We start from the raw sequence: 13,647 nt of genomic DNA, 5'->3' as shown, positions 1-13,647 counted from the left end.
TGCTCTGCGTTACTTTAAATTACAATTTAGTCGAATAAATTTAATTTTGCTCACAAAAGCAACAAATAATGATAAAGAGATAAAAAAACCGACATAAAATGTCGGTTTTTTTGAGATAAATCAGCTGGTTTTATCCAGTTACTCGTTATTTAAAGTAAATGATTAATTTCCGTCACAGGATTCACATCGGCATCATAATCGACACTATCGATACCAAAACCAAATAAACGAATAAATTCGTTGTGGTAACCAACATAATCGGTTAATTCGTCAATTGTTTCTGTTTCTACCGTATTCCAAATGTCAGTCACACGTTGCTGAACACTATCTTCTAGTTCTTTATAGTTTTGACGGTAACGGTTCTGTTCATCAAGCCTTGGTGACTCGCTGTATATATTTTCAATAAATAAATTTTGAATTTGCTCGATACATCCTTCGTATGTTCCATCTTCTTTCATCACTTTAAACATTGCTGAAATATATAAAGGCATAATAGGAATTGCGGAGCTTGCTTGAGTAACAACTGCATTCAATGAAGTAACATGTGCTGAACCATTAATACTTTTAGTTGACTCATTGATAGCCGCTGCCGCTCTATCTAAATCTTCTTTCGCTTTACCAATGGTCGCTTTACCATAAATAGGCCACGTTAACTCTTTACCAATATAGGTATAAGCAACACTTTTGAAATTACTTGATAAAACACCCGCTTCGTTCAATGCTTTGATCCATAATTCCCAATCTGCACCACCCATCACATCGATAGTACCTTGAATTTCTTCTTCACTGGCTGCTTCCACAGATACTGAATCAATAATACGCTTAGAGGTATTTAAATTTTTCGTGGTAACACTTTGTCCAATTGGCTTAAGGGTTGAAGAATAAACTTCACCCGTATCAGGATCCGTTCTGCGAGGTGAAGCCAAGCTATAAACCACGAGATCAATTTCACCTAATTCCGCTTTAATTGTTTCAATTGCTTTCGCTTTAACTTCATGAGAAAACGCATCACCGTTGATATTTTTAGACCATAATCCTTCAGCATCCGCCGCTTTTTGAAACGCTGAGGTATTATACCAACCAGCACTAGCCGTTTTCTTCTCTGTTGGCGGTTTTTCAAAGAAAATACCTAACGTATTGGCTTTATTGCCAAAAGCTGCAGTAATACGAGAGGCTAGCCCATAACCTGTTGATGAACCAATCACTAAGACATTTTTCGGCTTAACGTCTGATTGCTCATGTGCTTTAACATAAGCAATTTGCTCGTTTACATGAGCTTCACAACCCGTCGGGTGTGCATTTGTACAAATAAAACCACGAATTTTTGGTTTGATAACCATAAAAAAACCTTCTCATTAAATCGATTAATTCGGCTGGATGCTCGAAAGTTGCCGCATAGTTTACTCTGCTGAGAAAAATAAGAGGTACGAGCAGTTATATTAAATCAGATATTTCACCTAACCAAATGAAATATCTGTATTTTATTTAAAGAGTATTATCTATTTTGATAGTACTCTTTTAAAGTTAAATCGTTGTATTCTCGCATTGTTTGTAAAAACTCACTATAAGACGACCATACTTTAGCAAAATTCTCATCATTTTCAGCTTGTTCAGAAAGCACTTCTTCGGTGTAACCTTTTAAGGCTTGCATCACCTCGGGTGGAAACTGTCGCAACTTAACTTGATGTTTTTTAACTAAGTCTTTCAAAGCATTATTATTACGCGCATTGTATTCATCTAACGTATCTTCATTGACTGCACGAGCAGCAATTTCAACAATTTTCTGTAAGTCTTTTGGCAATGCATTTAACGCTTTTTCGTTGACTAGAAACTCTAAAGTTGTTCCTGTTTCATGCCAAACGGAAGAATAATAATATTCTGCCACTTGATGAAAACCAAAAGCTAAATCATTATATGGACCAACCCATTCAGAGGCATCAATAGCGCCACTTTGTAATGAAGAAAAAATTTCACCGCCCGTTAAGGTAACTGGGATCGCGCCAGCGCGTTTTAATACTTCTCCTCCTAAACCAGGAATTCGCATTTTTAACCCTTTAAGGTCTTCAATCGAATTAATTTCTTTTTTAAACCAACCAGCAAATTGTGCTCCAGAATTACCGCCTGCCATAGGGACTACACCAAACGGTTGATACAGCTCTTGCCAAAGCGCCAAGCCTCCACCGTAGTGTAACCAGGCATTAAATTCCGTAGCTGTCATACCAAAAGGGATAGCGCTAAAAATAGGTGCTGCCGGCATTTTCCCTTTCCAATAGTAAGCCCCACTGTGTCCCATTTGTACGGTCCCTTGCGAGACAGCATCAAAGACTTCAAAACCAGGCACTAATTCACCAGCCCCATACACTTTAACGGTTAATCGACCACCACTCATTTCATCAACATATTGAGCAAATTTTTCAGGTGCCATGCCTAATCCAGGAAAGTTCTTCGGCCAAGAAGTCACAAGTTTCCACTGGAATGTTTCGGCTTTATCGGCCACTGTCGAAATGGTTTTGTCTTTTTCACCGCATCCCAAAAGAACAACGGTTGTAAAAACAAGCAACGCGAAAGATTTTAATCGTGATTTTTTCATAATTTTTCCATATTTTTCTTTTTATAGTCGCCTTTCAGCGGCCTGATTTCTTAGAGTTAGCGGCTCACTACCCATAAATGACTGAAGGTAGCCAAGTGATTAATTCAGGCCACTTAGCAAGCGCTAATAATAACAATAATTGCATCAATATAAAGGGAATAACCCCCCGATAAATCGCGGATGTTTTAATCGCTTTATCGGCGACACCGCGTAAATAAAATAACGCAAAACCAAAAGGAGGTGTTAAAAAAGAGGTTTGCAAATTGATGGCTATCATAATGCCTAGCCAAATGGGATCTAACCCCATCGCTAATAAAATAGGCGCAACAATAGGCACAACGACAAAAGTAATTTCGATAAAGTCTAAAATAAACCCTAATAAGAAAATAACTAACATGACGATTAAGGTTGCACCTACGACACCACCAGGCATACCTTCAAAAAAACCTTGAACGAGTTCTTCTCCGCCAAAACCTCGGAAAACCAATGAAAATAAACTAGCTCCGATTAAGATTAAAAACACCATAGAAGTAATTTTAACCGTACTTTGCATCACCGCTATTAAATTTTCACGAGAGAGTTGCTTTTGAAACAATGCCAAAATTACCGCGCCAATCGCACCTACTCCTGCAGCCTCAGTAGGTGTAGCAAAACCAAGTAATATGGAACCAAGCACAGCAAACATTAGCAACAAAGGTGGCACCAAAGCCGATAGCATTAATGACGTTTTTGATCTATTCCCTTGAATCTCTTTGATATCTTGTGGAGTTAAACTTGGTACTTCATTTGGTTTTAAATAAGCATAAATCAAACAATAGAGCATATATAAGAAAACCAAAATCAACCCTGGGATCACAGCGCCAGCAAATAGATCTCCTACGGAAACCGTTTCAGGGCTAAATATCCCCATTTGAAGTTGGGCTTTTTGATATGCACTTGATAAAACATCCCCTAATAAAACTAGAGCAATAGAGGGGGGAATGATCTGCCCTAAGGTTCCCGTTGCACATATAATGCCGGTAGAAAATTGAGGGTTATAACCACGTTTTAACATTGTCGGTAATGACAATAAGCCCATAGTAACAACTGTCGCGCCAACGATACCTGTACTTGCTGCCAGCAACATTCCCACTAAAGTCACTGAGATACCTAGTCCGCCATTAAAGCGGCCAAATAATACCGACATGGCGTTGAGTAAGTTTTCCGCAATTTTTGAGCGCTCTAGCATTGCCCCCATAAAAACAAATAAGGGTACCGCTAATAACGTTTGATTGTTCATGACGCCATAGATTCGGCTAGGTAACGCAGTTAAAAAAGCGGGTTCAAAAATATTAAAAACACTGCCTAAACCAGCAAAAATTAAGGCCGTTCCCGCCAAAGAAAGCGCAACCGGATACCCTAATAGCAAAACCAAACATACAACAACAAACATCAATAAAGCAATATACTCCATTAGTTGCCTCCTTTTTGTTCAGTTGTCTGAGCACGAGTTGTGACAATCAAAAAATTCCGCCCTATTTCCGCCACACCTTGTAATAACAAGGTAATAGCAAGTAATAAAATGAGTGATTTATTGATAAAAACTATGGGTAAGCCGCCCGCTTCACTTGATTTTTCCATAATTTGCCAAGCAATAACGACATAATCAAAACTGATGATAAAAATAGTGATACACACAGGCGCAAGTAAAAATAATGCACCGAACAAATTTACCATCGCTTGTTGTTTTTTCGAAAAACGTTGATAAAAAATATCCACACGGACATGACCATCTACTTTTAAGGTGTACGCAGCGCCAAGCATAAAAACCATGGCATGAAAATACAAAACAGATTCTTGCATGGCAACCCAACCAAGATTAAACGCATAACGCAATAACACAATAACAAAACTTACCACCACCATAGCAAAGGTTAACCAAGCGATGAGTTTCCCCGTGTAGTCGGTAAATTTATCTATAGATGAAATGGTATTTTCTAACCATTTAAGAGACATGAATTTTCCCAGATTTTATTTATAGTTTTTATAAAGAGAACAAATACCAGATTCTTCAACTGAATGAAATAATTATTAAGTACTAAGATAAAAAAATGGCCACTAAGAGGTAGCAGCCATTTTTGATTTTATTCATGATTACGCGGATTTTTTCCCGCCACCTAAACATTTAGGTGATAAAGGAGTATTAGCTTCATAATAATCATGCCATTCTTTTTCTGTATAAGTATGCAACGCTAAAGCATGAATTTTTTCAGCTAACTCTGTCGCTAATACCTCATTGATAGCGCGATGTCTTTTAATTAAACGTTCACCTTCAAAACTATTTGAAACAATGATCACTTTAAAATGAGACTCACTTCCTGGTGCTACATTATGCTGATGACTTTCATTTATGACATCAAGGTGTAAAGGGGAAAATGCAGATAATAATTTTTCTTCAATAATGCTTTCAACGGTCATTGGCTGATCCCTGTTTATTTTATATTTATAACTTTAATTCTAGTATTGATGGCTCATTGTGCCATCAGTCTAGATGTCTATCTTTAAGAAATAACGCTAAGCTACTGCTCAAACAACAAAAACAATAGCAAATAAATTTATTGGATATTTCGAAACGTTAAATTAATTCTCATTGATTGTTCAACACGACTTTTATGGATAGCATGTTGCCAGTTTTTTTGTGTATCCCCCGACATAACTAACAAGCTGCCAGATTGTAAGGGTAATTTAACGCTTTCTCCACTGCCTTTATGCTTTAAATGAAACATGCGCTGGCAACCAAACGATAACGATGCAATGATTGGCTGTTCTCCTAGCTCAGGTTCATCATCACTGTGCCAGCTAACCGAGTCTCGATGATCACGATAGCAATTAGCCAGCATGGCATTAAATTCTTGCTGACAAAACTCACTCACCTGTTGTTTAAACTCTAATAAATGACGCGTCCAATTAAGCGGGAATAACGTTAATTTCGAATAAGTATAACTCGCATTATTATCACCAAACCAAGCTTGAAGTCTTGGAATATCGACCATTTTGCCAAACATAGCAATTTTATCTTGTCGCCAAGCAATTTCTTGATAAAGTTGTTTTGTCAGTCTTTTACTTTCACTAAAATCAATAAAATTAGGATAGTAAGCAACACTTGCTCCACTTAATGAAATTTTAATCGGCTTCTTCTTAATTTACCCTAGTGACGAGAGCCGAATTTTGGCACAATAGTTACCTTTCATCTAGCAATATTAGTAGCTTAATTATCTATGTTTAGTCCCTTTATTATCAATGACAAAAATTTATTTCTCGATCGTTACCCGATTAATCAGGTTAACCGCAGTTTACAGGCATGGGATGCAGCCGATGAGTATTTAGTAAATTATGTTTCTGATAATCATTTAATAACAAATAATTCAAGCGTATTAATATTCAATGATAACTTTGGCGCCATTAGCTTAAATTTTACCAATAACACAGTACAGACAATAACGGACTCGTATATTAGTCAATTGGCGTTAGTTCACAATGGTGAACAAAACCATTTACCATTAACCAAAATCAATCAATGCTCAAGTTTAGACAACTTACCTAACGCCGCAGATGTTATTCTCTATAAAATCCCAAAAAGTAAAAACTTAATGGTTGAGCAACTTGGTAAAATTAGAAAAATTTTAACTCCCGACACACATTTTATTGCCAGCGATAAAGCGAAAAGTATTCAAACATCGACATTAAAACTATTTGAAAAACACTTAGGGATCACCAAAACCTCGTTAGCAGTAAAAAAAGCGCGCTTAGTTTTTTGTCAATTTGATCCGGCGTTGCAGGAACCCCCTCAACAAACAACCAAATCTTGGCAGTTAGACAACAGTCAAATAATCATTAAAAACTATGCTAATGTTTTTGCCAGAGAAAAATTAGACATTGGTGCTCGCTTGTTTATCCAGAATTTACCTAGCTTAACCAACGATAAAAAAGTTATTGATTTAGGCTGCGGAAATGGCGTTGTTGGGCTTTCGTTACTTAAAGACAATCCGAAAACACACTTAACCTTCACTGATGAGTCTTATATGGCAGTTGCCTCAGCGAAAGAAAATGTTCAAGTTAATTTTCCAGAAAGTACTGATAACTGTGAGTTTATTGTCAATGATTGTTTAACAGATATTGAGCCACAAAGTGTTGATCTAATATTATGTAATCCTCCTTTTCATCAACAAAATGCCACAACCGATCATATTGCTTGGCAAATGTTTAAAGATAGTTATCGCGCCCTAAAAAAAGGCGGGGAATTACGTATTGTTGGCAATAGACAACTTGGTTATCATATCAAATTACAACGCATTTTTGGTAATGAGAAACTCATCGCCAGTAATGATAAATTCGTCATATTATCGGCCATTAAGAAATAAATTATGCATACAATTGCTCATATCAAGGCTCAATTGAACAAACTCGCCGCGGGTTTAACACTTGTACTGTTAACCGCTTGCGCAAACACAACAAATAAGATGGTGATTGCACCACAAACACCTGTGGTAAAATCGAATTTTCATGCCATGAAGACTGCTCAATTAACAGTAACAGACATGCGAGCAAATAGTCATGTTGTGGCGATTCATCGAGAAGGAAAAGCGATTGAATTAATCCCCGCGCATGATCATCTTGATACAGTGTTAACCCCTTTATTGAAACAAGCATTTATCAATAGCGGCTTAACTATTAATAACAATGCAATGAATAGTATAGCGTTATTTATTAATACGGCAGAGGTTGATGTTTACCAATCCTTAATGAAATATCACACCACCAGTCAATTAACGTTAACTGCGAAAGTTTCTGCAAAAGAACAAACACTTACAAAAACTTTTAAAAATAAAGGCAGTAGTGAAGGCGTGTTATCTGCTGATTTAGCCGTGTTAGAGCGAAACCTTAACCAACAGATTAGCGATACTATCGCATTAATCGTTAACGATAGTGAAATCCAACAATTTTTAAAATAATAATTCGATTAGCCGCTAACCGCTTAGTTTAGGAATTCTTATGAAATATTTATCTTTTTTATTGCTTGCCCTGTCTTTCGCTGTCCAGGGAAATAAGCTAAATCTCGATCCTGATAACTTATATCCTCAAGTAAAACTTGAAACGTCAATGGGGGTTATTATTGTTGAGTTAGATCGCGTGAAAGCTCCAATTACCGTGGATAACTTTCTCACTTATGTAGTGACAGGTGAATATAACAACACGGTTTTTCATCGCGTAATTAAAGACTTTATCGTGCAAGGCGGTGGTTATGATAAAGATTTTGCCATGAAAAAAACACATGAAAACATTGTGAATGAATCCGGAAATGGTTTAAAAAATGAATCGGGGACCATTGCTATGGCCAAAGAAAATAGGCCACACACTGCCAATCGACAATTCTTTTTTAATGTTAGCGATAATAAAAACTTAGACCCAGGCAGAAAATGGGGCTATGCCGTATTTGGTTCTATTATTGAAGGTGAAGAAGTAATTGAAGCTATGTCAGCAGTTGCAACCGATTATGATGAATCAATGGCCTGGAGTGATGTCCCCCTTGAGCCAATTATTTTAATAAAAGCAACATTATTGCCCGCAGCGTTTTAAGCTTTTAGTCACTGCATTGGCTAAAATAAAAAGTTATAACTTACAAAGCGCTACCAGAAAACACACAATAGACTTTTGACAAGTGACACTTTATCTACGATACATAAGGTATTACATGCTACAAGTTGACTAAAATAATAATCGGAATTAATTCACAATAAGCAATTTTGTGATCTTTCTCATGTATGTATGTTTATTAGAAATGGGGAAAGAAATGATAATTGAGCAGTTTATCAACGAGAAGATTCTACAAATTAGTGCTTATATTAAAGCTGTCATTGAAAAATCTCTACACTATACAGAATTGGATCAGTTCATTATTGATACAATGGAAGAATGGACATTACTACAGGTAATGGACGATACGCCGGGTAATGCTAAAGAACGAGTATTTTGGCATGTTATGCACGAAATGAGCTTACATGGCAGTCATGCACTGTCATCCGATTTGTATTTTCGTAGCGAAATAAATACCTGTCTTGATTTTTTTAATGGCATCGGGAGTTATCCTATCGATTGTATTGGCTGGCGCCCATTGCCATAATTTTTCCATTTAACTTAATAATATTGACGCAGCGACTAAAATTATCCTTTTTTACCTAAGTCGACTCTGATAGTCTCCATAGCAAATTCTAGCATTATGAATTCTGTGCATGTCATCGCCAAATACGATAAAAGAAACACTCAATTACTTTAAAAATAAACAACTACTTACCATTTTTTGTTTTGGTGTTGCCAGTGGTTTTCCATGGGTATTAATCGGCTCTGCGATGACTGGCTGGTTAAAAGACGAAGGCTTAAGTCGTTCTAGTATTGGCTTATTCGGACTGATATTTGTCGCTTACAGTATTAATTTTCTCTGGTCACCCTTAGCTGATCGGATCAAAATACCTTTTATCACGGCTAAAATTGGTATGCGACGTAGCTGGATTATGGTAACCCAACTCATCATTGCCTTTGCCGCGCTGCAACTCAGTTATTTAGATGCAACCAACCAACTCAATTTGATGGCTATGTTTGGCTTAATTATTGCCCTAGCCGGTGCAACGCAAGATATTGCGATAGATGCCTATCGTATTGATTCTTTATCAGGTTACGATAATAATATTATGGCTGCCGGCTCAGCAATGGCAACAGCGGGTTGGTGGACAGGGTATGCAGGCCTAGGCAGTATCCCATTTATTTTAGTCAGCCAACCCAACTGGCATTGGCCTGAAGTCTTTCAGATATTAGCTGCCATCATGTTAGTGCTTATCATCACAGCTATAGTGGTTAGCGAACCTCAAAGTAATCGTGAGCAAGTTCTCGATAAAATTGAAGCCGATTACTTAAACGTTTTACCTCAATATGGTAAAAAATCACTGCTGATCTTGTTTATTTTACCTTTAATATTTATCAGCATTATTTACGCAAATATTGGCTACCCTGCTTGGCCTGAAAGCATTATTGCAAGCGAATATCAATTCACCTTTGTTACTTTTTTAGTCGTGGGGTTACTGTTTATATTTCTGCAACAACTCGCTCGACTTAACAAACAACTGACGATTCAAAATACCACAAATAATAATTATCAGATCACGGTAACTCATCGAGTCACCGCATGGTTACTAACAACTCTAGTAGCGCCTATTCAAGAATTTTTCGATCGCAATGGCACTAAACTCGCGTTATCGATATTAATGTTTATCTTTTTATTCAAATTAGGGGAAGCATATTTAGGTCGTATGTCGATTGTATTTTACCGTGAAGTAGGTTTTTCCAATGAAGATATCGCTTATTACTCGAAAATGATCAACTGGGCGACAACCATTGTTTTTTCATTAATAGGCAGCGTTTTCACCATCCGCTACGGTATATTAAAAGGGTTATTTATTGGTGGCATTGCAATGTCTTCTAGCAACTTACTTTTCTCTGTCATGGCATTTGTTGGTCCTAATAAATTATTATTTGCCTTTACAGTTTTTGTTGATGGTTTTACTTCTGCTTGGGGGTCGGTAGCCTTTGTTGCGCTTTTATCTGTACTTTGTAATAAAAGTTTCACGGCTAGTCAATATGCCCTAATGGCCTCATTAGGCACGTTTGGACGAGTAATGCTCGGCTCATACTCGGGGATTATTGTTGATTGGTTAGATGGCAATTGGGCATTCTTTTTTATCTTAACCTCACTGATGGTGATACCAAGTTTATTATTTTTATATGCGATTAGAAAACCGTTAACTGCCTTGATTGAAAAACAAAACGGAAATTAGCCGTTAATTGTTCTATCATATTGATATACAGATTAAATTAAAGTGTTTATAGATGATCAGATTGTTATTTTTATTACCTATTTTAATGTCGGCTGTTTGGTGGTGGTACCTTAATAATAGAGGCTACACCATGAAAGAAGGCTTACGTGGCTTTATTTATATTTTTTCATTTAATGCGATTATTATTGGCTTTTTCACTTTAATGCTTTTTGTGACCCATTAACTTAAACCTATAGTTAATGATTAGCTTTCCAGAAAATACCAACAAAACTAAACATCAAAGATGACAAAAAAAATCTTCACATTAAGTGAAGATTTTTTAATAAATCATGTAACTAAAATCGTTAATTTAGAACATTGAACGACGACCACTACGACGTGTATTACGACGATTTCTCATTCGACTATGTAATTCTCGACGCTTAGCTCCTAACCACTCATCACGAGTAATAGTGGCATCACCAGTGCGACCTTCTTCACGAGCACGATAAGCACAGAATTCTTCAAATGCTTCAATATCGTCTTTTAACTCTTCAGCGACTAACTCAATCATAATAGCATCATCTAAAAAGCCTAAAACAGGAATATGATCAGGGACTAAATCTTCAGGATCACTAAAATAAGCCAAGGCACTTAACACGTCTTTACGCTCTTCGGCAGGAATTTCCCACTCAGCATCTTCAATCATGGCGACAAGTGTTTCTAACTTCTTAATACGCTCAGTAACAAAAGGCGGAAGTTCAACATTAATATCCTGACTTAAGCTTTTTGCATTAGTTAAAATACTTGCTTCACTTAGACTTTCCGCGCCTGATTGTGCTTTTCTCATCACATCACGAAAGTGCTCTAGATCTGATTCTTTTAATTCAAAAGTAACTTCAAATGCCATTTTAATTCTCCTACGATTGGCTTTTTCTTCTTTACCATTAAATCTAACAGAACATTGCCAGTTCAGCACGTAAGTTACGATTATTTTTGTAAAAAAAGGTAATTAATTTTCCGCTTTCATCAAGATTACAATTATTTTGATAAAATCTCATGCTATTATCTAAATGAAACAACCATTAAAATTCACAATATGTCTGATAAATCAATAACAAAGCAAGACAATCAAACATTAGCACAAGAGAATGTTAAAACCTGTGAAAATTGTCACGCCCCCGTTCAAGGTATGTATTGTTCTCAATGCGGTCAATCGGTTGAGTCAACATTACGATATTTTTGGAGTGTTGTTTTACACTTGCTTGACGATATATTCAGCTTTGACTCCCGCGTAAATCGCACCTTAATCCCTTTATTATTCAGGCCCGCTTTTCTTACTAACGAATATATCGCTGGCCGACGAGTGCATTACGTACCGCCGTTAAGACTGTATCTTTTTATTAGTATTGTTTTTTTTCTTACTTTGAAATTTTTTGCCGTCGATGAAAGCCTAGGGGCGTTTAATGTAGGAGATTCCGTTTCTTCAACGGTAAAAGTAGAACAGCATCTCAGTAAATTACAAACGAAAAAAGCAACTGCAACACCCGATAATCAATCGTTAATTACCGATGAAATTAAAAAATTCTCTCAATATAAAGAGGATTTAACCAAACAAAAAAGTCTTGCTATTAAAGGACTCACGGATAAATTAGTCCAATTAGAATTTGAAAAGTTACGCGAAAAAGATAATTTTTCACCCGAAAAACAAAAGAATCTTGATAACTTAATTGAAAACATTACGCTTTTTAAAAGTGGCGAAAAAAACAACTTATCATCCGATAAATTAACCTTTGGAAACAATGAAGATGGTAGTTTGTCTTTTGATTTTTTAACCCCTGAGCATAATAAAAAAGTTAACGATTTCGCTCAGCTACTTTCGAAAAAAGCAGAAAAAGCCTTTAACGAAGATCCAACACCTTTAATTAAAGAAGCGATTGAAAAGCTACCACAACTGCTTTTTATTTTATTACCGTTATTTGCCGGCCTATTAAAAATCATGTTTATTTTTTCTAAACGCCTTTATTTAGAACACTTAACCGTTGCATTACATAGTCATAGTTTTATTTTCTTATCCATTTTAATGGTAGAACTTATCGGTTTCGCTAAGTTTTATGCAGCTTATCTTCCGCTCATCACCCATATTACCGAATTTTTAGAAATTGCTATCGTTATCTGGATCCCAATTTATCTATTTATTATGCAAAAACGCGTTTATAAACAAGGCTATTTTTTCACCACCATAAAATATGCATTCATTGGGATAACGTATATGGTTATGATTGCCATAACAGCCACTGTTGCTTTCATTTGGGGACTCGCAAGCACTTAATGTTGAGTATTTCACGCAAATTTGAATTACGCTAGTATCCAAGAAACCTTATGATTACAATTTTATTCATCATTTTCGCTTTAACGATTATCGCGATATTTCTTTTGTTAATTCAAGGAAGATGGACTCGCAAATCCACCGTTAAATTACCAGAGCCAAACGGCGCACGAAAAGGTAGGTCTGGTAAAATTCTACCCACTGAGGGTGACACGTTAAAAGTACTTATTATTGGCGATTCATCGGCAGCAGGAGTGGGCGTTGATCATCAAGATAAAGCATTAACCGGATTCTTAATTGCGAGCCTAGCGGACCAGTTTAGTGTTGAATGGCAATTAATGGCGAAAACTGGCTTTACTTGTACCGAACTCATTAAGCAACTGCAACAGCAACCACAGCCATTTACTCATATTGATCACGTTATTGTGGCGATTGGGGTTAATGATGTAACAAATTTAACTCGTAGGAAACAATGGCAGAAAAACTTAGTAACGTTAGTGGATTTATTAGAAAATCAGTTTCATACGCACAACATTATCTTTACAGCTATTCCGCCTATGCATTTATTTACCGCTCTGCCTCAACCTTTAAGATGGATTTTAGGGACTCGAGCAAAACAGTTAAACCAACTAATGGCAGAAATAATACAGACCAAACCAACTTGCCATTTATTGCAGCCAGACATTCCTTTTTCAGAGCATTATTTAGCAGATGATAAATTTCATCCATCACAAGCTTCTTATAAGTTATGGGCTGAACAAGCAGCTCAATTAATAAGGAAATTGAGTGTTATTTAGTATAAACCCCCAATAAAAAAGCCCGTAATCTTTTTATTGATTACGGGCGTTATTTAAGCTTTCTCTGATCGCACAATCCGGTTTTTA

15 protein-coding genes are annotated in these 13,647 nt (G+C 36.4%); 8 read left to right on the top strand and 7 right to left on the bottom strand.

Annotated elements, in window-relative coordinates; genetic code table 11:
* Positions 1-149: 149 nt before the first annotated feature.
* From fabV to RM573_RS08675, 6 genes are all read right to left on the bottom strand, one after another.
* Positions 150-1,340, bottom strand: coding sequence for an enoyl-ACP reductase FabV (fabV, locus tag RM573_RS08700; RefSeq protein WP_311580273.1), 1,191 nt, complete (start codon positions 1,338-1,340; stop codon positions 150-152).
* Between the two features lie 155 nt (positions 1,341-1,495).
* Complete coding sequence (locus tag RM573_RS08695) at positions 1,496-2,590, bottom strand: TRAP transporter substrate-binding protein (protein WP_311580270.1); 1,095 nt, start codon at positions 2,588-2,590, stop codon at positions 1,496-1,498.
* 67 nt (positions 2,591-2,657) lie between these two features.
* The gene (locus tag RM573_RS08690) at positions 2,658-4,043 is read right to left on the bottom strand and encodes a TRAP transporter large permease (RefSeq protein WP_311580267.1); all 1,386 of its coding nucleotides are present in this window, start codon (positions 4,041-4,043) and stop codon (positions 2,658-2,660) included.
* Complete coding sequence (locus RM573_RS08685) at positions 4,043-4,585, bottom strand: TRAP transporter small permease subunit (protein WP_311580264.1); 543 nt, start codon at positions 4,583-4,585, stop codon at positions 4,043-4,045. Before RM573_RS08685 ends, RM573_RS08690 begins: the two co-directional genes overlap by 1 nt.
* Positions 4,586-4,723: 138 nt before the next feature.
* Positions 4,724-5,047: a BolA/IbaG family iron-sulfur metabolism protein gene (locus tag RM573_RS08680; RefSeq protein WP_311580260.1), complete on the bottom strand. Its 324-nt coding sequence runs from the start codon at positions 5,045-5,047 to the stop codon at positions 4,724-4,726.
* Positions 5,048-5,184: 137 nt separating this feature from the next.
* A complete protein-coding gene (locus tag RM573_RS08675; protein WP_311580369.1) occupies positions 5,185-5,751 on the bottom strand; it encodes an alpha-ketoglutarate-dependent dioxygenase AlkB family protein in 567 nt (188 codons plus the stop codon).
* A gap of 96 nt (positions 5,752-5,847) precedes the next feature.
* On the opposite strand from RM573_RS08675, the gene RM573_RS08670 reads away from it, so the two are divergent.
* From RM573_RS08670 to RM573_RS08645, 6 genes are all read left to right on the top strand, one after another.
* Positions 5,848-6,990, top strand: coding sequence for a methyltransferase (locus tag RM573_RS08670; RefSeq protein ID WP_311580257.1), 1,143 nt, complete (start codon positions 5,848-5,850; stop codon positions 6,988-6,990).
* Positions 6,991-6,993: 3 nt separating this feature from the next.
* Positions 6,994-7,581: a YajG family lipoprotein gene (locus RM573_RS08665; protein WP_311580254.1), complete on the top strand. Its 588-nt coding sequence runs from the start codon at positions 6,994-6,996 to the stop codon at positions 7,579-7,581.
* A 40-nt stretch (positions 7,582-7,621) separates the two neighbouring features.
* Positions 7,622-8,206: a peptidylprolyl isomerase gene (locus RM573_RS08660; protein WP_311580251.1), complete on the top strand. Its 585-nt coding sequence runs from the start codon at positions 7,622-7,624 to the stop codon at positions 8,204-8,206.
* Positions 8,207-8,420: 214 nt separating this feature from the next.
* A complete protein-coding gene (locus tag RM573_RS08655) occupies positions 8,421-8,750 on the top strand; it encodes a hypothetical protein (protein WP_311580249.1) in 330 nt (109 codons plus the stop codon).
* 109 nt (positions 8,751-8,859) lie between these two features.
* Positions 8,860-10,455 carry an AmpG family muropeptide MFS transporter gene (locus tag RM573_RS08650; protein WP_311580246.1) on the top strand — a complete coding sequence of 532 codons (1,596 nt, stop codon included), beginning with the start codon at positions 8,860-8,862 and terminating at the stop codon, positions 10,453-10,455.
* Positions 10,456-10,507: 52 nt separating this feature from the next.
* Entirely contained in the window at positions 10,508-10,678 is a 171-nt protein-coding gene (locus RM573_RS08645; RefSeq protein ID WP_311580243.1) for a hypothetical protein, read from the top strand.
* Between the two features lie 126 nt (positions 10,679-10,804).
* Here the strand turns inward: RM573_RS08645 and RM573_RS08640 are convergent, their stop codons facing one another.
* Positions 10,805-11,344, bottom strand: a complete 540-nt coding sequence (locus RM573_RS08640; RefSeq protein ID WP_311580240.1) for a YkvA family protein — start codon at positions 11,342-11,344, stop codon at positions 10,805-10,807.
* A 189-nt stretch (positions 11,345-11,533) separates the two neighbouring features.
* On the opposite strand from RM573_RS08640, the gene RM573_RS08635 reads away from it, so the two are divergent.
* Positions 11,534-12,766, top strand: a complete 1,233-nt coding sequence (locus RM573_RS08635; RefSeq protein ID WP_311580237.1) for a DUF3667 domain-containing protein — start codon at positions 11,534-11,536, stop codon at positions 12,764-12,766.
* Positions 12,767-12,816: 50 nt separating this feature from the next.
* Positions 12,817-13,560, top strand: coding sequence for an SGNH/GDSL hydrolase family protein (locus tag RM573_RS08630; RefSeq protein WP_311580235.1), 744 nt, complete (start codon positions 12,817-12,819; stop codon positions 13,558-13,560).
* Positions 13,561-13,647 lie beyond the last annotated feature (87 nt).

It is taken from the genome of Thalassotalea castellviae, assembly GCF_031846185.1.
GTDB lineage: Bacteria > Pseudomonadota > Gammaproteobacteria > Enterobacterales > Alteromonadaceae > Thalassotalea_H > Thalassotalea_H castellviae.
Note: the sequence above shows the minus strand (reverse complement) of the source record. Positions and strands in the feature narration are given on the sequence as shown.